This is a genomic window from Pseudomonas sp. 102515, from assembly GCF_031085165.1.
Lineage (GTDB): Bacteria > Pseudomonadota > Gammaproteobacteria > Pseudomonadales > Pseudomonadaceae > Chryseomonas.
The window spans coordinates 1,006,908-1,027,035 of sequence record NZ_JAVHTY010000001.1 but is presented as its reverse complement, the minus strand read 5'-3'; the positions used below and the strand labels follow the sequence as shown (position 1 = coordinate 1,027,035).

21 protein-coding genes are annotated in these 20,128 nt (G+C 65.3%); 17 read left to right on the top strand and 4 right to left on the bottom strand.

The annotated features are described in order from the left end of the window. Positions 1-69: 69 nt before the first annotated feature. From flhA to RCF34_RS04595, 14 genes are all read left to right on the top strand, one after another. Positions 70-2,172, top strand: coding sequence for a flagellar biosynthesis protein FlhA (gene flhA, locus RCF34_RS04660; protein ID WP_308707524.1), 2,103 nt, complete (start codon positions 70-72; stop codon positions 2,170-2,172). 10 nt (positions 2,173-2,182) lie between these two features. Then, complete coding sequence (flhF, locus tag RCF34_RS04655; protein WP_308707108.1) at positions 2,183-3,514, top strand: flagellar biosynthesis protein FlhF; 1,332 nt, start codon at positions 2,183-2,185, stop codon at positions 3,512-3,514. 92 nt (positions 3,515-3,606) lie between these two features. Further along, a complete protein-coding gene (gene fleN, locus RCF34_RS04650) occupies positions 3,607-4,437 on the top strand; it encodes a flagellar synthesis regulator FleN (protein ID WP_017642087.1) in 831 nt (276 codons plus the stop codon). Then, complete coding sequence (gene fliA, locus RCF34_RS04645) at positions 4,434-5,174, top strand: RNA polymerase sigma factor FliA (protein WP_027597968.1); 741 nt, start codon at positions 4,434-4,436, stop codon at positions 5,172-5,174. Before fleN ends, fliA begins: the two co-directional genes overlap by 4 nt. An 87-nt stretch (positions 5,175-5,261) precedes the next feature. Further along, complete coding sequence (locus RCF34_RS04640; RefSeq protein ID WP_169853335.1) at positions 5,262-5,636, top strand: chemotaxis response regulator CheY; 375 nt, start codon at positions 5,262-5,264, stop codon at positions 5,634-5,636. Positions 5,637-5,655: 19 nt separating this feature from the next. Beyond that, a complete protein-coding gene (locus tag RCF34_RS04635) occupies positions 5,656-6,444 on the top strand; it encodes a protein phosphatase CheZ (RefSeq protein ID WP_158894673.1) in 789 nt (262 codons plus the stop codon). A gap of 26 nt (positions 6,445-6,470) precedes the next feature. After that, entirely contained in the window at positions 6,471-8,714 is a 2,244-nt protein-coding gene (locus tag RCF34_RS04630; protein WP_308707107.1) for a chemotaxis protein CheA, read from the top strand. Between the two features lie 82 nt (positions 8,715-8,796). Next, entirely contained in the window at positions 8,797-9,915 is a 1,119-nt protein-coding gene (locus tag RCF34_RS04625; protein ID WP_308707106.1) for a chemotaxis response regulator protein-glutamate methylesterase, read from the top strand. 34 nt (positions 9,916-9,949) lie between these two features. Further along, a complete protein-coding gene (locus tag RCF34_RS04620; RefSeq protein ID WP_308707105.1) occupies positions 9,950-10,690 on the top strand; it encodes a flagellar motor protein in 741 nt (246 codons plus the stop codon). A 173-nt stretch (positions 10,691-10,863) separates the two neighbouring features. Next, entirely contained in the window at positions 10,864-11,727 is an 864-nt protein-coding gene (gene motD, locus RCF34_RS04615) for a flagellar motor protein MotD (protein WP_308707104.1), read from the top strand. Positions 11,728-11,762: 35 nt separating this feature from the next. Beyond that, the gene (locus RCF34_RS04610) at positions 11,763-12,551 is read left to right on the top strand and encodes a ParA family protein (RefSeq protein ID WP_133862379.1); all 789 of its coding nucleotides are present in this window, start codon (positions 11,763-11,765) and stop codon (positions 12,549-12,551) included. A gap of 57 nt (positions 12,552-12,608) precedes the next feature. Then, entirely contained in the window at positions 12,609-13,529 is a 921-nt protein-coding gene (locus RCF34_RS04605) for a chemotaxis protein CheW (protein WP_308707103.1), read from the top strand. 73 nt (positions 13,530-13,602) lie between these two features. After that, positions 13,603-14,082: a chemotaxis protein CheW gene (locus RCF34_RS04600; protein ID WP_007160357.1), complete on the top strand. Its 480-nt coding sequence runs from the start codon at positions 13,603-13,605 to the stop codon at positions 14,080-14,082. After that, positions 14,082-14,498 carry a DUF2802 domain-containing protein gene (locus RCF34_RS04595; protein ID WP_133862377.1) on the top strand — a complete coding sequence of 139 codons (417 nt, stop codon included), beginning with the start codon at positions 14,082-14,084 and terminating at the stop codon, positions 14,496-14,498. Before RCF34_RS04600 ends, RCF34_RS04595 begins: the two co-directional genes overlap by 1 nt. Positions 14,499-14,532: 34 nt before the next feature. Here the strand turns inward: RCF34_RS04595 and RCF34_RS04590 are convergent, their stop codons facing one another. Next, positions 14,533-15,456: an aspartyl/asparaginyl beta-hydroxylase domain-containing protein gene (locus tag RCF34_RS04590; RefSeq protein ID WP_133862376.1), complete on the bottom strand. Its 924-nt coding sequence runs from the start codon at positions 15,454-15,456 to the stop codon at positions 14,533-14,535. 170 nt (positions 15,457-15,626) lie between these two features. Here RCF34_RS04590 and RCF34_RS04585 point away from each other — a divergent pair, with 170 nt between their 5' ends. Further along, complete coding sequence (locus RCF34_RS04585) at positions 15,627-16,166, top strand: DUF2058 domain-containing protein (RefSeq protein ID WP_308707102.1); 540 nt, start codon at positions 15,627-15,629, stop codon at positions 16,164-16,166. A 9-nt stretch (positions 16,167-16,175) separates the two neighbouring features. Here the strand turns inward: RCF34_RS04585 and RCF34_RS04580 are convergent, their stop codons facing one another. Both RCF34_RS04580 and RCF34_RS04575 read right to left on the bottom strand, forming a co-directional pair. After that, entirely contained in the window at positions 16,176-16,820 is a 645-nt protein-coding gene (locus RCF34_RS04580; protein ID WP_308707101.1) for a YciC family protein, read from the bottom strand. Between the two features lie 30 nt (positions 16,821-16,850). Beyond that, positions 16,851-17,417, bottom strand: coding sequence for a cysteine hydrolase family protein (locus RCF34_RS04575; protein ID WP_308707100.1), 567 nt, complete (start codon positions 17,415-17,417; stop codon positions 16,851-16,853). Between the two features lie 277 nt (positions 17,418-17,694). Between RCF34_RS04575 and RCF34_RS04570 the strand changes: the two genes are divergently transcribed. After that, a complete protein-coding gene (locus RCF34_RS04570) occupies positions 17,695-18,480 on the top strand; it encodes a DUF2076 domain-containing protein (protein ID WP_308707099.1) in 786 nt (261 codons plus the stop codon). 62 nt (positions 18,481-18,542) lie between these two features. Here the strand turns inward: RCF34_RS04570 and RCF34_RS04565 are convergent, their stop codons facing one another. Continuing rightward, positions 18,543-18,980, bottom strand: coding sequence for an Lrp/AsnC family transcriptional regulator (locus tag RCF34_RS04565; RefSeq protein WP_308707098.1), 438 nt, complete (start codon positions 18,978-18,980; stop codon positions 18,543-18,545). Positions 18,981-19,130: 150 nt separating this feature from the next. Here RCF34_RS04565 and yedA point away from each other — a divergent pair, with 150 nt between their 5' ends. Next, positions 19,131-20,036 (top strand): drug/metabolite exporter YedA, encoded by a 906-nt coding sequence (gene yedA / locus RCF34_RS04560; protein WP_308707097.1) that lies wholly within the window; start codon positions 19,131-19,133, stop codon positions 20,034-20,036. The last annotated feature ends 92 nt before the right edge of the window (positions 20,037-20,128 follow it).

The following is a 20,128-nucleotide window of genomic DNA, read 5'->3' as shown; positions in this document are numbered from 1 at the left end:
TGCGCTGCGTCAACTTTCCGTGACGACGGCACCGGCAAGCGAGGGATGGGTGTGAAAGTCGACAAATCCATGATGATGGGCAACATGCGCGGTCTGGCTCGCGGCAACCTGGGCGTGCCGCTGGCCGTCCTGGCGATGCTCGCCATGATGACCCTGCCGATGCCGCCGTTCCTGCTGGACGTGCTGTTCACCTTCAACATCGCCCTGTCGATCGTGGTCCTGCTGGTCAGCGTCTACGCCTTGCGGCCGCTGGACTTCGCGGTCTTCCCGACCATCCTGCTGGTGTCGACCCTGCTGCGTCTGGCACTGAACGTGGCCTCCAGTCGCGTGGTGCTGCTGCATGGCCAGGACGGTCACGACGCCGCGGGCAAGGTCATCCAGGCCTTCGGCGAGGTGGTGGTCGGCGGCAACTACGTGGTCGGTGCGGTGGTGTTCGCCATCCTCATGATCATCAACTTCGTGGTGGTGACCAAGGGTGCCGGCCGCATCTCCGAGGTGTCGGCGCGCTTCACCCTGGACGCCATGCCCGGTAAGCAGATGGCCATCGACGCCGACCTGAACGCCGGCATCATCGACCAGGCCGAAGCCAAGAAGCGCCGGACCGAAGTGGGCCAGGAAGCCGACTTCTACGGTTCCATGGACGGTGCCAGCAAATTCGTCCGCGGTGACGCCGTCGCCGGTCTGCTGATCCTCTTCATCAACCTCATCGGTGGCATGGCCATCGGCATGGCCCAGCACGGTCTGCCGTTCGGCGAAGCGGCGCGCATCTACGCCCTGTTGACCATCGGTGACGGTCTGGTCGCCCAGGTCCCCTCGCTGCTGCTGTCGGTCGCCGCGGCCATCATGGTCACCCGGGTGTCCTCCGCCGAAGACATGGGCCAGCAGGTCAATCGTCAGATGTTCGCCTCGCCCAAAGCGCTGGCGGTCTCGGCCTTCATCATCATCGCCATGGGCCTGGTCCCGGGCATGCCGCACCTGCCGTTCCTTGGTCTGGGTGGCGCCGCCGCCGCCGGTGCCTGGCTGATCTACAAGCGTCAGCGCGAGGCCAAGCAGACCGCCGAGGTCGAAGCCAAGAAGCAGCAGGACCTGGCTCCCGTGCAGCGTCCGGCCGAGGCCAAGGAGCTGGGCTGGGACGACGTCACCCCGGTGGACATGGTCGGTCTGGAAGTTGGCTACCGGCTGATCCCCATGGTCGATCGCAACCAGGGTGGCCAGCTGCTGGCACGGATCAAGGGCGTACGCAAGAAGCTGTCCCAGGACCTCGGTTTCCTCATGCCGTCGGTGCATATCCGCGACAACCTGGACCTGCTGCCCAACGCCTATCGTCTGACTTTGATGGGCGTGAGCGTGGCCGAAGCCGAGATCTATCCCGACCGCGAACTGGCCATCAACCCCGGTCAGGTCTATGGCTCCCTCAATGGCGTCGCCGCCAAGGATCCGGCATTCGGTCTGGAGGCCGTCTGGATCGACGTCACCCAGCGCGACCAGGCCCAATCCCTCGGCTACACCGTGGTCGATGCCAGCACCGTGGTCGCCACGCACCTCAACCAGGTGCTCTTCAAGCACGCCCACGAGCTGATCGGTCACGAGGAAGTCCAGCAATTGCTGCAGGTGCTGGCCAAGAGTTCGCCCAAGCTCGCCGAGGAGCTGGTGCCCGGCATCGTCTCCCTGTCGACCCTGCTCAAGATCCTCCAGCAACTGCTGCAGGAGCAGGTCCCGGTCCGCGACATCCGCACCATCGCCGAAGCCATCGCCAACGTCGGTCCGCGGAGTCAAGATCCCGCCGCCATCGCCGGTGCCGTGCGGGTCGCACTGTCCCGCGCAATCGTCCAGAACATCGTGGGAATGGAGCCTGAGCTGCCTGTCATCACCCTTGAGCCAAGGTTGGAACAGATGTTGCTAAGTAGTATGCAGAAGGCCGGTCAAGGCGCCGAGGACGGCATGTTCCTCGAGCCTGGCATGGCTGAAAAACTGCAGCGTTCCCTCATCGAGGCAGCGCAGCGTCAGGAAATGATGGGTAAGCCAGTGGTGCTGCTGGTAGCCGGTGCGATCCGCGGGATGATGTCCCGCTTTGCCCGGATGGCGGCACCTAACATGAGTGTACTGGCCTACCAGGAAATTCCGGACAACAAGCAGGTCACCATCGTCGCTACCGTTGGCCAGAATGGCTGAGGTCTAGATCATGCAAGTCAAACGTTTCTTCGCCGCCGATATGCGTCAAGCCATGAAGCTGGTACGCGACGAGCTGGGCCCGGATGCCGCCATCCTCAGCAACCGCCGGGTCGCCGGTGGTGTCGAGCTGACCGCGGCGCTGGACTACCAGGCTCCGGCACCGGCCGCACCCAACGCGGAGCTGCAGGCGGAGTTGCGCAAGACCCATGCGAAGATCGCCCAGGCCCATGCCGACCTCAGCATCCGCGCACCGGGCGTACCCTCGGCCGCGCCGAAGGACAAGCAGCTGCTCGGCGCCATCAGCGCCGCCGACAGCCGTCGCGAGCCGGTGATCGCCCCGCCGCGTGCGGCCCAGTCGGTCGCCGCTGCTGCCCCTGCCGCCAGTAGCGCGCCGGAAGACCGCCGCGCCCTGGAAGCCATGCGCAGCGAGCTCAGCGGCCTGCGTGAATTGCTGGAAGTCCAGCTCGGCTCCATGGCCTGGACCCAGGTGCAGTCCACCCGTCCGCAGCAGGCCGGCCTCTGGCGCCGCCTGCAGCGCATGGGCCTGCCCGCCGACCTGGCCCGTCACCTGCTCGACAGCGTCGCCAAGATCCAGGACCCGCGGCATGCCTGGCGCATGCTGCTGGCCAACTTCGCCCAACTGGCCAAGACCACCGACGCCAAGATCCTGGAGGAGGGCGGTGTCGTCGCCTTCGTCGGTCCGGCCGGCATGGGCAAGACCACCACCCTGGCCAAGCTCGCCGCCAGCTACGTGCTCAAGTACGGCCCCCAGAGTCTGGCGCTGGTCAGCATGGACAGCTTCCGCATCGGTGCCCAGGAGCAGATCAAGACCCTCGGCCGCATCCTCGACGTGCCGGTGACCCTAGTCGACCCGGGCCAGTCCCTGGCCCAGGCGCTGGCACCCCTGGCACGCAAGCGCCTGGTGCTGATCGACACCGCGGGCATGCCCGCCAATGATCCGGCGCTCAAGGTGCAGCTCGAAGCCCTGGCCAACCGCCAGCTGAAGATTCGCAATTATCTGGTACTGGGTGTCACCAGTCAGAGCCAGGTGCTCAAGGCCGCCTACCACAGCTATCGGCGCTGCGGCCTGAGCGGCTGCGTGCTGACTAAGCTGGACGAAGCCACCAGTCTCGGTGAAGCCCTGGGTCTGGCCATCAGCCAGCGCCTGCCGGTGGCCTACATCGCCGACGGCCCGCGCATCCCGGACGACTTGCACCCGGCCCGCAGCCACCAGCTGGTGAGCCGTGCGGTGAGCCTGCAGGCCCCCGAGGAGCCGAGCGAAGAAACCATGGCTGGCATGCTGGCCGGCCTGTATCAGAGCAATGCCCGCCGCGCCGGTTAGCGCAGACGAACGGTAGTGGTGCATCGCATGCCTGGGCACGCCAAATGCACTTGGTCTAAAGTGTGACGGATTTCAATCAAAGGTATCAGGCAATGGGTAGCATGCATCCCGTCCAAGTCATAGCGGTCACGGGCGGTAAAGGCGGTGTCGGCAAGACCAACGTGTCGGTCAACCTGGCCTTGGCCCTGGCCGATATCGGGCGGCGCGTCATGCTGCTCGACGCCGACCTGGGCCTCGCCAACATCGACGTTCTGCTCGGCCTGTCGCCCAAGCGCACCCTGGCCGACGTCATCTCCGGCGAGTGCGAGCTGCGCGACGTGTTGCTGCACGGCCCGGGCGGCATCCGCATCGTTCCGGCGGCCTCGGGCACCCAGGCGATGGTCAATCTGACGCCGGCCCAGCACGCCGGCCTGATCCAGGCCTTCAGCGACATCAGCGAGAACCTCGACGTGCTCATCGTCGATACCGCTGCCGGCATCGGCGACCAGGTGGTCAGCTTCGTTCGTGCCGCCCAGGAAGTCCTGGTTGTGGTGTGCGACGAGCCCACCTCCATCACCGATGCCTACGCCCTGATCAAGCTGCTCAATCGCGACCATGGCGTCACCCGTTTCCGGGTCCTGGCGAACATGGCGCTGACGCCCCAGGAAGGTCGCAATCTCTTTGCTAAGCTGACCAAGGTGACCGACAGATTCCTGGATGTCGCCCTGCAGTATGTGGGCGCCATTCCGTTCGACGAGGCGGTGCGCAAAGCCGTACAGAAACAGCGCCCCGTGTTCGAAGCCTTTCCGCGTGCCAAGGCCTCGCTGGCCTTCCGTGCGGTAGCTCAGAAAGTCGATGGCTGGCCGCTGCCCGCCAATCCGCGCGGCCATCTCGAGTTCTTTGTCGAGCGCCTTGTGCAACCAGCCATCGGTACCCACGCATGACAGCATCCAGCGGGCTTCGCATGTACAGCAAAACCTCGGAACGTACCCAGCAGGAGCAACTCATCAACCGCTACGCGCCGTTGGTGAAACGCATCGCCTACCACCTCCTGGCGCGTCTGCCGGCCAGCGTGCAGGTCGAGGACCTGATGCAGGCCGGCATGATCGGCCTGCTGGAGGCCTCGCGCAAATATGACGCCGGCAAGGGCGCCAGCTTCGAGACCTACGCCGGCATCCGCATCCGTGGCGCCATGCTCGACGAGGTCCGCAAGGGCGACTGGGCGCCGCGCTCGGTGCACCGCAACACGCGCATGGTCACCGACGCCATTCGCGCGGTGGAAGCGCGTACGGGTCGCGACGCTAAAGATTCCGAAGTCGCGGCCGAACTTAAATTGAGTCTGGATGAGTACTACGGCATCCTTGGCGACACCATGGGAAGTCGCCTGTTCAGTTTCGATGACCTCATGGAGGGTGGTGAGCATGGGCTCGAGGAGAGCGGTTCGCATGAACTCGAACCCGGTCGCGGTCTGGAAGACGAGCGCTTCCGCAAGGCCCTGGCCGACGCCATCGCCAATCTTCCGGAGCGTGAACGCCTGGTGCTCTCGCTGTATTACGACGAGGAACTCAACCTCAAGGAAATCGGCGAGGTGCTGGGCGTGAGCGAGTCACGCGTCTGCCAACTTCACAGTCAATGCGCGGCACGCCTGCGGGCGCGGTTGGCGGAATGGCGTTCGCGTTAACCGGCTGGTACTCAGGCTACTACGATTGCTTAGGCGCGCCTTGCGGCGTGTGTGCGGATTAGGACGGAGGTCGACTTGGACAAGAACATGAAAATCCTCATCGTGGATGATTTTTCCACGATGAGACGCATCATCAAGAATTTGCTGCGCGATCTGGGATTCACCAACACCGCCGAAGCAGACGACGGCAACACCGCCCTGCCGATGTTGCAGAGCGGCAACTTCGACTTTCTCGTCACCGACTGGAACATGCCCGGCATGACCGGCATCGACCTGCTGCGCCAGGTGCGCGCCGACGCGCGCCTGAAGACCCTGCCGGTGCTGATGGTGACCGCCGAGGCCAAGCGCGAGCAGATCATCGAAGCCGCTCAGGCCGGCGTGAACGGCTATGTGGTCAAGCCTTTCACCGCCCAGGTGCTGAAAGAAAAGATCGACAAGATCTTCGAGCGGGTGAACGGCTGAAGAAAGCCGCGGGGACGTTATGGATCAGCTTGGCACCAACAGCTTCAGCGACTTCGAGTCGAATCTAAAACAGCACGCCCAGGAGCTGGTGAAATGCCTGGAAAGTGGCGACTTCACCCAGGCCGTGCATGTCATCAATGAACTCAACCAGTTGCGTGACCGGGGCCTCTACCAGGAAGTCGGCAAGCTGACCCGCGAGTTGCACAACGCCATCGTCAACTTCGAGATCGATCCGCGCGGCATGGCCGGCGAAGAGGTCTCCCAGATCAGCGATGCCACCGATCGTCTCTCCTACGTGGTGAAGATGACCGAGAACGCCGCCAACCGGACCATGGATCTGGTGGAGGAGAGCGCCCCGCTGGTAGGCAATTTCGGTGACGAAGCCCGTGCCGTGCATGCCGACTGGAAGAAGTTCATGCGCCGGGAAATGGGCGCGGACGAATTCCGCGAGCTCGCCAAGCGCGTCGATGCCTTCCTCAGCCACAGCGAGAGCAGCGCCGAACAACTGTCGTCCAAGCTCAACGACATCCTCCTGGCGCAGGACTACCAGGACCTTACCGGTCAGGTGATCAAGCGCGTGGTCAATCTCGTCGGGCAGATCGAGAAAGACCTCGTCAAGCTGGTGATGATGGCCAGCCAGGTCGATCGCTATACCGGTTTCAGCCACGATCACAGCGCGCTGATCGAACAGAATCGAAAAGAAAAGACGATGAAGGGTGAAGGTCCGCAGATTCATGCCGATAAGCGTGAAGACGTCGTGGCCGCTCAGGTCGACGTCGACGATCTTCTATCCAGTCTGGGCTTCTGACCCAGACCCTCTTGGGGAGTGCAGGAATGAGCTTCGACGCCGATGAAGAGATCCTCCAGGATTTCCTGGTAGAGGCCGGCGAGATTCTCGAACAGTTGTCGGAACAATTGGTCGAGCTGGAAAGCCGCCCGGATGACATGGATCTGCTGAACGCCATCTTTCGTGGCTTCCATACCGTAAAGGGCGGTGCCGGTTTCCTGCAGCTCCATACCCTGGTCGAGTGCTGTCATATCGCGGAAAACGTTTTCGACATCCTGCGCAAGGGCGAACGCCGCGTGGATGCCGAACTGATGGATGTGGTGCTGCAGGCACTGGACTCCGTCAACGAGATGTTCGGTCAGGTCCGGGAACGCGAAGAGCCGACCCCGGCCTCGCCCGAGCTGCTGGCGGCGCTGGCTCGCCTGGCCGACCCGGCCGGTAGCGCACCGGCACCGGTAGCGGCTGCGCCCGTGGCTGCCACTCCAGAGGCCACGGCACCGGTGCCCGTCGCTGCTGCTGCTGCTGCTGCCGAGCCGGAATTGAGCGATGCCGACTTCCAGAATCTGCTCGATGCCCTGGGCAGCGAGCCGGGCGCGGCAGCCGAAGCGCCTGCGACCGCCGGCGGTGATGACATCACCGATGACGAATTCGAAGCCCTGCTCGATCAGTTGCATGGCAAGGGCAAGTTCCATGACGCGCCGGCCGCTGCGCCGGTTGCTGCCGCAGCTCCCGCTGCCGTTGCAGCGAGCGGTGATGAAATCACCGACGACGAATTCGAGGCCCTGCTGGACGAATTGCACGGCAAGGGCAAGTTCGTCGCCAACGAGGCCGCGGCACCGGCCACAGCCGCTGCTGCTGTAGCGGCTCCGGCAGCAGCGGGCGGTGACGAGATCACCGACGACGAATTCGAATCCCTGCTCGACGAATTGCACGGCAAGGGCAGATTCAGTGGTCCCGTGGCAGCCGCTGACGCTGTAGCCGCACCTGCTGCTCCTGTTGCGCCGGCACCGGTCGCCGCGTCTCAGCCCGCGCCGGCACCCGCGCCGAAACCGGCCCCGGTTGCCGAGGTCGCGGTGCCCAAGCCGGCAGCGGCAGCGCCCGCCGAACGTCCCACCAGTGAGGCGGAGACCACCGTACGGGTCGACACCGCACGGCTGGACGAGATCATGAACATGGTCGGCGAGCTGGTACTGGTGCGTAACCGCCTGGTGCGCCTGGGCCTGAACAGCGGCGACGAGGCCATGGCCAAGGCCGTGTCCAATCTCGACGTGGTCACCGCCGATCTGCAGACCTCGGTCATGAAGACCCGGATGCAGCCGATCAAGAAGGTCTTCGGCCGCTTCCCGCGCCTGGTCCGCGATCTCGCGCGCAGCCTGAAGAAAGAGATCAACCTGGAGCTGGTCGGCGAAGAAACCGACCTGGACAAGAACTTGGTCGAGGCCCTGGCCGATCCGCTGGTGCACTTGGTGCGCAACGCGGTCGACCACGGCATCGAGGGGCCAGCCGAGCGTGAAGAGAACGGCAAGTCCCGCGCGGGGCGTGTAGTGCTCTCCGCCGAGCAAGAGGGCGACCATATCCTCCTGTCGATCTCCGATGACGGCAAGGGCATGGACGCGGATCTGCTGCGCAACAAGGCCGTGGAGAAAGGCCTGCTCGACCGCGACGCGGCCGATCGCCTGACCGAGACCGAGTGCTTCAATCTGATCTTCGCCCCGGGCTTCTCCACCAAGGCCGAGATTTCCGACATCTCCGGTCGTGGCGTGGGCATGGACGTGGTCAAGACCAAGATCAGCCAGCTCAACGGCACCCTGAACGTCTACTCGACCAAGGGCCAGGGCTCCAAGATCGTCATCAAGGTGCCCCTGACGCTGGCGATCATGCCGACGCTGATGGTGATGCTGGGCAACCAGGCCTTCGCCTTCCCGCTGGTCAACGTCAACGAGATCTTCCACCTCGACCTGTCCCGTACCAACGTGGTGGACGGCCAGGAAGTGGTGGTGGTGCGCGACAAGGCGCTGCCGCTGTTCTACCTCAAGCGCTGGCTGGTGCCCGATGCGGCCCATGTGGAGCAGGGGGAAGGGCATGTGGTGATCCTCTCGGTGGGCACCCAGCGCATCGGCTTCGTGGTCGATCAACTGGTGGGCCAGGAAGAGGTGGTCATCAAGCCACTCGGCAAGATGCTGCAGGGAACGCCCGGCATGTCCGGAGCGACCATCACCGGCGACGGGCGCATCGCGCTCATCCTCGATGTGCCCAGCATGCTCAAGCGCTACGCCCGTCGCGGGCTCTGAGTCGGCCGGGTACGAGCGGCGTCGGGCCCTGGGCCTGGCGCCATCGGGTGGCCTGCGCCGCCCCAGTTAGGAGTTTCAACGTATGCCGGTAAAAGTACTGGTGGTGGACGATTCCGGCTTCTTCCGGCGTCGGCTCAAGGAAATCCTGGCGGCCGATCCCAACATCTCGGTGGTGGGCACGGCCAGCAACGGGCGCGAAGGGGTCGACCAGGCCCTGGCGCTGCGGCCCGATGTCATCACCATGGACTACGAGATGCCGATGATGGACGGCATCACCGCGGTCCGCCACATCATGCAGAAGTGCCCGACCCCGGTGCTGATGTTCTCCTCGCTCACCCACGAAGGCGCCCGGGTCACTCTGGATGCCCTGGATGCTGGCGCGGTCGACTACCTGCCGAAGAATTTCGAGGACATCTCGCGCAACCCCGCCAGTGTGCAAAAGCTGCTGTGCGAGAAGATCCACCATATCGCCCGTTCCAACCGGCGCTTCGCTGTGGCCCCCAGCGTCGCGCCGGCTGCGCCCGCCAGTGCCTCGGCCACGCCAGCCACCGCTCGCCCGGCGTCGCGTCCGGCGCCGTCCAGCGGCGCTTCGGTCGGTCACGCACCCACGGCTCCGGCTTCGCCGCCGCCCAAGCGCAAGCACTATCGCCTGGTGGCCATCGGCACCTCCACCGGTGGCCCGGTGGCTCTGCAACGGGTGCTTACCCAGCTGCCAGCCAATTTCCCGGCACCCCTGGTGCTGATCCAGCACATGCCGGCGGCCTTCACCAAGGCGTTCGCCGAGCGCCTGGACAAGCTCTGCCGCATCAGCGTCAAGGAAGCCGAGGATGGCGACCAGTTGCGCCCCGGACTTGCCCTGCTGGCACCTGGCGGCAAGCAGATGATGGTGGACGGCCGTGGCACGGTGAAGATCCTGCCCGGTGATGAGCGCCTCAACTACAAACCCTGCGTCGACGTGACCTTTGGCTCCGCGGCCAAGGCCTATGCCGACAAGGTACTGGCGGTCGTCCTGACCGGCATGGGCGCCGACGGTCGCGAAGGCGCGCGGATGCTCAAGCAGGTCGGCAGCCAGGTGTGGGCCCAGGACGAAGCCAGCTGCGTCATCTACGGCATGCCCATGGCCATCGCCAAGGCCAATCTGGCCGACGCTGTCTATGGCCTGGACGACATCGGCAGACACCTGGCCGAGGCCTGTTCGTGACGGCAGGCGTTCACTGGCCAGAAGGGCATTGAGCGTGGACGTTCTCAGTCTCATCGGCATCCTGCTGGCCTTTACCGCCATCATGGGTGGCAACCTGCTGGAGGGTGGCTCCTTCACCGCCCTGGCCAACGCTCCCGCGGCGCTGATCGTGGTCGGCGGCACCTTGGGTGCCGTCCTGCTGCAGACCCGCCTGCCGGTGCTGCGCCGGGCCCTGACCATGCTGGCCTGGGTGTTCGTGCCGCCGCGGCTGGATCTTGCCGGTGGCATCCGCAAGGTGGTCAACTGGAGCAACGTCGCGCGCAAGGAAGGCCTGCTGGGTCTCGAACCCCTGGTCGGCCGCGAAGCCGATCCCTATGCCGCCAAGGGCCTGCAGTTGCTGGTGGACGGCACCGAGCCCGAGGCCCTGCGCAGCATTCTCGAGGTGGATCTCTACGGCCAGGAAGATCGCGACATCGCCGCCGCCAAGGTGTATGAAGCCATGGGGGGCTATGCACCCACGGTCGGGATCATCGGCGCGGTGATGGGCCTGATCCACGTCATGCAGAATCTCGCCGATCCCTCCCAGCTGGGCAGCGGCATCGCCGTGGCCTTCGTGGCCACCATCTATGGTGTCGGCTTCGCCAACCTGCTGTTGCTGCCCGTGGGCAACAAGCTCAAGGCGCTGGCCCAGCAACAGTCCCGCTACCGGGAAATGCTGCTGGAAGGCCTGATGTCCATCGGCGAGGGCGAGAATCCTCGCTCCATCGAAATGAAGCTGCAAGGTTTTCTGGACTAGTGTGGTGTATCGGAAGTTATCTACACAATTTTGGCGGCGCTTTTTTGGCCTGGGCGGCGTTGCCACTCCTCGCCATAGCCCTGCTATGACTCGTCGCGGCGCCTGGCCCAGAGCAAAAAATCACTCGCCAATTCTTGTGCGAACTTCCGATACACCACACTAGAGGACGCCGCATGCCTCGTCGCCGCCGCCGTCCCGAAGAACACGAGAACCACGAACGCTGGCTGGTCTCCTACGCGGACTTCATCACCCTGCTGTTCGCCTTTTTCGTGGTGATGTATTCCATCTCCTCGCTCAACGAGAGCAAGTACAAGGTGCTCTCGGACAGCCTGTCGGGCATCTTCAGCCAGCCGGAGCGTTCACTCAAACCCATTCCCCTCGGCGATCAGCGTCCCGCGGGCGTGACACCGACCGTGATGGACGCCAGCGCCGCTCAGCCGGCCAGGGGCGCGCCCAGCGATCCGCTGCAGCAGATCGCCGACAGTGTGCGCGCCGCCTTCGGCGATCTCATCGCCGGCGACCAGTTGAACATCAAGGCCAGTGAAATGTGGCTGGAGATCGAGCTCAGCTCCAATCTACTGTTCGCCAGCGGCGATTCCCTGCCGAGCAATCCCGCCTTCGGCCTCATGGAGAAGGTGGCCAAGATTCTGGCGCCGTTCAAAAATCCGATCCAGGTACAGGGATACACGGACGACCGCCCCATCAGCACGGCGCTGTATCCCACCAACTGGGAACTGTCGGCGGCCCGGGCAGCCAGTATCGTACGACTGCTGATCGGCAACGGCATCGCCCCGCAGCGCCTGGCCGTGGTGGGCTATGGCGCCTATCAACCGGTGGTCGACAACATCAGTGACATCAACCGAGCACGCAATCGACGGGTGGTCCTATTGATCTCGCGCAATCTCGATCTGTTCCGGCCGCAGAGCACCTTGCAAAATCCGTCGACTGGCACACAATCTGCAACATCGCCTGGAGAACCGGCGCCCGAGGTGGCGCCTGTCAAATCTTCGTCGCCGGCCACCAAGCCGGCACCTTGACCCGGCTGGTCGTGTCGTCGGGAGGAAGTCTGCACATGAGAGTCTGGGCTGTCGCCAATCAGAAGGGTGGGGTGGGCAAGACCACCACCACCGTTGCCCTCGCCGGTTTGCTCGGCGATGAGGGCAAGCGCGTCCTGCTGGTGGATCTCGATCCCCACGGCTCCCTGACGAGCTATTTCGGTCAGGATCCGGACAGTCTCGAACACAGCGCGTTCGACCTGTTCCAACACGGTGGCCAGGTTCCGGAAGGCCTGCCGAAGCGGCTGCTGCTGCCCACCAGCCATCCGCAGCTGTCGATGCTGCCGTCCAGTACCGCGCTGGCCACCCTGGAGCGTCAGTCGCCGGGCCAGAGTGGCCTGGGCCTGGTGATCTCCAAGAGCCTGGCACAGCTGTGGAACGACTTCGATCATGTGCTGATCGACAGTCCGCCGTTGCTCGGCGTGCTGATGGTCAATGCCCTGGCGGCCAGTCAGCATCTGGTGATTCCCACCCAGACCGAATTCCTTGCGCTCAAGGGGCTCGAACGCATGGTCAACACCCTGACCATGATCAACCGCTCGCGCAAGCAGGCGCTGCCCTACACCATAGTGCCGACCCTGTTCGACCGCCGTACCCAGGCCTCCATCGGCACGCTCAAGGTCCTGCGCAGCACCTATCCTGCGCAGCTGTGGCAGGCCTTCATTCCCATCGATACGCGACTGCGCGACGCCAGTCGCTCCGGGCAGGTGCCGTCGCGCTACGAGATGAACAGTCGTGGCGTCATCGCCTACCGAGCGTTGCTGCGGCATCTGCTCGACGGAGCGCCCAGCAGCCAGGTCGCCTGATTCAAGTTTTCCACCCTGCCGGCCGATAGGCTGGACAACCCACCCACGTAGATCGCCATGAGCCAACCGACGTCCCTCGACAATCGTCCTCAGCGTGTCCTCCAGGGCTATCTCGATGCCCTGTTGCTGGACGCGTTCCTGGAACTGCCGACCGCCGAAGCCACTCCGGTCGAGGCTCCCGTGGTGGCACCGGCTGCGCCGATCGCCAGCGTGAGCGAAGACGAATTCGCTGCCGCCGTGCGCGAGGAGCTCGAACGGGACGCCGCGCGACAACCCCGAGTCGTGCCGCTGGTTGCCCGCCGTGCCGGCGTTGCCCAGGCCGAGCGCGCTCTGCCCGAAGTGCTGCAGCCTGCACCCCAGGCGCCGTTGCCACCCGAAACCGATATCGAGCTGGACTGGCGCGTCCCCGAACTGGCCCCCGCTGCCGAACCGGCGCGTCCGGTGGTGGAGGGCATTGCCCTCGGTACCCCGGCGGTGCAGCCCGCAGCAGCGGCTGGCGTACCGCCCAGCGCCGTGCATGTGGAAGGTCGCCCCGAGTGGAGCGAGGAGCCCTTCGAATGCCTGCTGTTCGACGTGGCTGGCTTGACCCTGGCCGCGCCCCTGGTGTGCCTGGGCTCCATCTACCCGCTCACCGACGAAGAGTTGACGCCGCTGTTCGGTCAGCCAGACTGGTTCCTGGGCCTGCTACCCTGCCAGGCAGGCAACCTGCGCGTGCTCGACGCGGCGCGCTGGGTGATGCCCGAACGCTACCGCGACGACTATCGCGAGGGCCTGAAATTCGTGATATCGCTGCAAGGCCTGGATTGGGGCCTGGCCGCGCATGGCGTCAGCCATTCGGTACGGCTGGATCCCGCCGAGGTCAAATGGCGGAATCAGCGCGCTACCCGGCCGTGGCTGGCCGGTACGGTGATCGATCAGATGTGTGCGCTGCTGGATGTGGCGGCGCTCGCTGACCAGGTGGTGGGTGGCCGTCGCTAGGGCTGCCCGCTGCAACTAACCGGCGGGTTCGCCCGCTTCGCCGCACGTGCGGTATTTGACGAGGCTAGGGAACATGAAAAAAACGTCCGCACAGGGTTCCGAGGATCCGGTCCTGCAATGGGTCACCTTCCGCCTGGATAACGAGACCTACGGCATCAACGTGATGCAGGTCCAGGAAGTCCTGCGCTATACCGAAATCGCTCCGGTCCCGGGTGCGCCGAGCTACGTGCTGGGCATCATCAACCTGCGCGGCAACGTGGTGACGGTGATCGACACCCGTCAACGCTTCGGTCTGCTGCCCACCGAGGTCACCGACAACACACGTATCGTCATCATCGAGGCCGACAAGCAGGTCGTCGGTATCCTAGTCGACAGCGTGGCCGAGGTGGTCTACCTGCGGCAGTCGGAGATCGAGACCGCACCGAACGTCGGCAATGACGAATCCGCCAAATTCATCCAGGGCGTGTGCAACAAGAACGGCGAGCTGCTGATCCTGGTCGAGCTCGACAAGCTGATGACCGAAGAAGAGTGGTCGGAGCTGGAAAGCATCTGATGCTCGTCGGGCTGATCCTGCTCAGCGTCGCCCTGGGGCTGGCCTGTGCCGGCCTCGGCGGCTGCTGCTGGTTGCTCTGGCAGCGCCAGCAGCAGCAGGCGGCCAAGCTGGCCGAGCGGGAGGCCCTGGTCGACAAGCGCATGCAGATCCTGCTCAAACGCCTGGAAACCTATCAGGCCGGGCAGGTGCGCATGGGCGAGCAGGTGCAGGGGCTGGCCCAGGTGGTGGCGCCCTTGCCCGATCGCCTGACCCAGATCGAGCAGAGCGATCCCACCAGCCTGTCGTTTTCCCAGGCGGCGCGTTTGGTGGGGCTGGGCGCCAGCGCCGATGATCTTACCCAGGCCTGCGGTCTGTCCCAAGCCGAAGCCGAGCTGGTGGCCCGGCTGCATCGGCAGCGCCAGCAGCGTTCCGGCTAAGGGCCGCTGACGCCGCCTGCGCAGGATCGCTGCCTCAGCTGACGATCCAGTGGTAGAGCGCGATCACCACCAGCACCGCCAGCACCGGTTTGGCGATGCGATAGGCCTTGGGATGGCGCCGCTTGAATTTCTTCACGCCGCCACCGATACGATCCCCGAATCTCTTGCTGAAGGCATAGGCCTGGTTGATGCCGCCGACGCGTTCGCCTTCGACGTTCTGCGGCGCCGTGGCGCTGCCCAGGAAGCGGCTTACCGCCTGGTTGACGCGGGTCAGCAGACGATTGCGCAACGGCCGCTCGACGTCGCAGAAGAGGATGACCCGGGTCTGGTCGGTCTCGTTCTTAACCCAGTGCACGTAGGTTTCATCGAACATCACGTCCTCGCCGTCGCGCCAGGCATAGGGCTGGCCGTCGACATAGATGCGGCAGGCGTCCGAGTTGGGCGTGGCCAGGCCCAGGTGGTAGCGCAGCGAACCGCCGAAGGGATCGCGATGGGGGTTCAGGTGGCTGCCGCCCGGCAGCAGCGCGAACATGGCGCCCTTGACGTTGGGGATCTGCCGCACCAGTTCGACGGTCCGCGGGCAGAGGGTCTGGGCGGAGGGCAGCGGCTCGCCGTACCAGGTCAGGTAGAAACGCTTCCAGCCCTTCTTGAAGAAGGAACCGAAGCCGGCGTCATTGTCCTTTTCCGCGGCGCGGATATAGCCCTCGTCGAACAGCCGCAGGGCTTCGACGCGAATCTCCTGCCAGTTGTCCTTGAGCACGTCCAGCTCGGGAAAGCGGCTGCGATCCAGGTAGGGTTTGGACGGCACGCTGGAGAACAGGTACATCAGGGCGTTGTAGGGGGCGAACACCGCCGAGTGGTTGACCAGCTGGCGCAGGAAAGGCAGCCGAGCGCGTCCGCGAAGGTGGACGAAGAGCACGCTGGCGACGAAGAGCAGGACGATCGCGAAGGTAATCATGGGCAAATGGTGATCGGCAGCGCCCGAACCAGGGGCGGATAGGTAATGGCCGCATTATTTCACCCCAGAGAAAGGCTTGCACTCGCTTCGTCGGCTGCGCAGGATGGACACCCTGGCGCGCGGCCGCTTTCGAGCCGCGCCCCCTTGGATGATCTAGACGAGTCGTATCGATGAGCATGTCCCTACGCGACCAGCTGCTGAAAGCCGGATTGGTCAATGAAAAGCAGGCCAAGCAGGCCGTCAAGCAGAAGCAGAAACAAAGCCGCATGGAGCACCGCGGGCAGACGGAAAAGGACCGCTCCCAGGAGCTGGCCGTCCAGCAGGCCCAGGCGGAGAAGCTGGCCAAGGACCAGGAGCTCAATCGCGCTCAGGAAGACAAGAAGAAGCGCAAGGCCGAGCAGGCACAGATCAAGCAGCTGATCGAGACCAGCCGCCTGCCCAAGCTGACCACCGAGGACTACTACAACTTCGTCGACGACAAGAAGGTCAAGCGCCTGTCGGTCAACGTCATGATGAGAGACAAGCTCAGCAAGGGCAGCCTGGCCATCGTGCGCTACGAAGGCCGCTACGAAGTGGTACCCCGGGCTACCGCCGAGCGCATCCAGGAGCGTGATCCCAAGCGGGTTGTGCTGCTCAACGTGCAGAGCGGCGCGCCGGATCCGGACGATCCCTATGCCGCCTATCAGGTGCCGGACGACCTGATGTGGTGAATGGCCAGGTCAGGCGTTCTGCCTGACCAGCATGTAGATACGGTAGACGGCGATGCTGGGGATCAGCTGCAGGAAGCCCGAGAGGGTCTGCAGCGCGATCTCCGCTACCGCGGCCTCGGCGAAATGCCGGGTGATCCAGGCGTCGAGCAGCCAGGCCGGCAGGACCGTGGCCAGGATGCACGCCAGCAGGGTGAAGAAGTGCCCGCGGCTCAGGCGCAGGCTGCCACGCAGGGCGTCCAGCGGCGCCCGTCCCTCCAAGACCAGCAGGTTCTCGGCGAAGGCCAGCTTGGCCATGATCAGAAAGCCCGGCACGATCAACAGCGAAAAGCCCAGCATCACCAGCCCCGAGGTCAAGGCCGCGAGGATGGCGAAGCGCGGCCAGAGCAGCAGCGCGGCGCCCCAGACGCCGCTCAGGCGCGGGGTGTTGCCCTGGGTGCGTGCCTCCAGAAAGATCAGCAGGGCGGCGGTGTAAAGCGGATAGCAGAGCAGGCTGACCAGCATGTCCCACAGGCCGCCGCTGGCGCCGAAGCGCTCCAGCACCTGATAGCGCAGCAGGGCTTCGAGCAGCAGCCAGGGCAGGGTGAGGGCGGCCAGGGGCCGCAGATTGCGGGCATAGAAAGACAGCGAGTCGCGCAGGATATCGACAGGGTTCATGCAGCTCTTCCAGACGGGCAGGAGGGCAGTCTAGCAGGGCGACCTGCTCGCCCGCAGACGTTCGAGCATGGCCGCGGTGGAGGTGACGGTGGCGTATTCGCCGTGCAGATTTGCCATGGCCATCGCATGGACCTCCTCGGCGCTGCGCGGCCGACCGGCGAAGTCGGTCTTGGCGAAGGTGTAGCAGGCGTCTTCGGCGACCCAGGTGGTGAAATCCAGATTGCCGGCGCTACGCGCGGTGGCCTCCACCGAGTTCTCGCTGGCCACGCCGCAGATCAGCAGCGAGGCTATGCCGCGCTGGTGCAGCCAGCGCTCCAGGCCACTGTTGGCGAAGGCGTCGGGGACCTGCTTGTCGAACACCGTCTCGCCGGGCAGGGGTGCCAGCGCCGGCTGGAACTGCACGCCGGGCTGTCCCGGCCAGAACACCGAAGTCGGACTGCGCGACAGGTGCCGGACGTGCAGCAAGGGCGCCTGGGCCTGGCGCCAGGCCGCCAGCAGGTCGGCCATGTGCAGCTCGGCCTCCGGGTGGTTGCGTGGGCCCAGGTGGGGCGCGCGGATCCCCTGTTGCTGGTCGATCAGGATAAGCAGCGGCGGCATGGGCGACTCTCACGGGGAAAGTGGCAGACTCCCGCAGGACAGGCCGGTTGTCCAGTCACCGGCGCGGCGCTGGAACTCGCCACCCCGCCGTCCCTTCAGAAGAGAGAAGCTAAGGTGGCGAGGGCTGGCTGAATCCGCGCTGAACATGGCGCGGGTCCCGCTTGAAAAGTCGCGGCTACGCCTCTATCTGGCATAGCAGCGCACGCCGCTGCGCCTTTCGACATCCAGGCCGTTCCCAGGGGAAGGCCGCCAGTAGACCGTCTGCGGGAGGGTCATCATGCAACGCGAAGAAAGCCAGCTGATCGAAGGTCTGTTCGACCGTCTCAAGACCACGGAAGCCCAGACCGCGCCCCGTGACCGGGAAGCCGAGGCGCTGATCCAGCAGCGCCTGCGCGAGCAGCCCGCGGCACCCTATTACATGGCCCAGGCGATGCTGATCCAGGAGGCCGCCATCAAGCGGCTGGACCAGCGTGTCCGGGAACTGGAAAGCCAGATGGCCCAGGTCCAGCAGAATCGCCCAAGCAGCGGCGGCTTCCTGTCCAGCCTGTTCGGCGGCGGTAGCAGCCAGCCAGCGGGCGGTCAGGCACCGGCCAACGCCGCGCCATCGCGCGGCTGGAATGATCCGGGCCCGGCGGCTTCGCGGCCTGCCAATCCGGGGTATGCCCAGTCCAATCCCGGCTATGCCCAGCCCGCACCCGGCTATGGCGCACCCCAGGCGGCGCCCTCGCGCATGGGCGGTTTCATGGGCGGCGCGCTGCAGACCGCGGCCGGGGTAGCCGGTGGCGTGCTGGCGGCCCAGGCTATCTCGGGCCTGTTCCATCACTCGCAACCCGAGGAGATCGTCAACGTCATCAACGAGACCCCGGCTGCCGACCAGGGCCTGGCGGATGCCGGCTCCCAGGGAGGCTGGGCCGACAGCGCCAGCTACGACAATGGCGGCGGATTCCAGGATGCGGGTGGCTATCAGGATAACGGGGGCTTCCAGGACGCCGCCGACTATGGCGATACCGGCGGCGGTGGCGGCTTCTTCGACGACAGTGGCGACGACGACTCCTTCATCTGACGGGACGTCGCGCTTCACCAGCCCTGGTGCCGCAAGGTGTCGGGGCTTTTTTGTGCGCGCCGTCAGCCGGGCAGGAGCGGCAGCGGGCGCTCGAAGGGCGTCGACAGCACCACCACGGTCCGGCTCATGCCGAATCGGGTCAGCTGATCGATAAGGGCCTCCAGTTCGCCCATGTCGCGTAGGGCGACCCGCAGCATCAGGCAGTCTTCACCCGTGACCCGGTGGCAGGCGAGCAGCTGGGGGAGGGCCTCCAGTTTCTTCAATACCGGGCCCTGACTGGTGCTGTGCAGGCGTAGGGAAATCAGGCATTCGGTGCCGTAGCCCAGGGCGCGGCGGTCGATACGGGCCCCATAGCCAGTGATGATCCCGGCGTCCTCCAGCTTGGCGATGCGTTCGGCGATGGCCGGCGCGGAGAGACCCAGTCGGCGACCGAGATCCGCGTAGCTGGCGCGGCCCTCCACCAGCAGCAGGTCGATGAGGCGGCGATCGATATGGTCCATGTCCGTTCCCCTGCCTTCGAATCGAAGGTCGTTGTACCTAAACTCTGCTGAATCGAAGCCTGGTCGAGCCCTTTATCCCTCGACTGTATCTTAGCCGTCCCGTCGCGCGCTCCTACAATGGCTGCCTGACCTCTCAGGAATCTCTCGCGCATGGACACCTCCGCCTCGCCCTGCCTCGCGCCGCGCCTACCCCGCTGGCTACCCTTGCTGGCGGCCTTTTTCGCGCTCTATGTGGTCTGGGGCTCCACCTATCTGGTGATCCGCATCGGCGTGGCTCACTGGCCGCCGCTGTTGATGGCGGGGCTGAGATTCCTAATCGCCGGGAGTCTGCTGCTGGGCTGGCTGCGCCTGCGCGGGGCGCCCTGGCCGCCGGCGCGCGAGATCGCGGCGGCCGCGGTGATCGGCATCCTGCTGCTGGGCGTGGGCAACGGCGGCGTGACCCTCGCCGAGCACTGGGGCGTGACCTCGGGCATCGCGGCCTTGTCGATCGCCACGGTCCCGCTGTTCACCCTGCTGTTCGGCCTGCTCTGGGGACAGCGCAATACCCTGCTGGAATGGGCCGGCATCGCCCTGGGGCTGGCGGGGATCGCCTTGCTCAACCTGGGCGATACCATGAGCGCTACGCCCCTGGGCGCGGCGGTGATCCTGCTCGCCGCGGCGGCCTGGGCCTTCGGCTCGATCTGGAGTCGCTACCTACCGTTGCCGCGCGGGGCTATGGCCAGTGCCATGGAGATGCTGGTGGCGGGCGCGGTGCTGCTCGGCGCCAGCTACCTCAGCGGCGAGCGGCTGCAGCACTGGCCGGCCCTGGGTGGCTGGCTGGCGCTGGGCTATCTGGTGGTGTTCGGCTCGCTGATCGCCTTCAGCGCCTATCTCTATCTGCTGGGGCGGGTGCGCTCGGCGGCCGCCACCAGCTACGCCTATGTCAATCCGGTGGTGGCGGTGCTGCTGGGTACCCTGTTCGCCGGCGAGCGGATCGGTCCGGCCGAAACGCTGGCCATGCTGGTCATCGTAGGCGCGGTGGTGCTGATCGGGTTGCCGCAGTGGCGACGTCGCTGAGAGCCTGATCAAAGTCTGCTGCGCGTCGGCCCAACTGCGTTGAAAATAGCTTTGGAATGCTCATTTACCACTGGTAAACCCGAGCGCGGGTC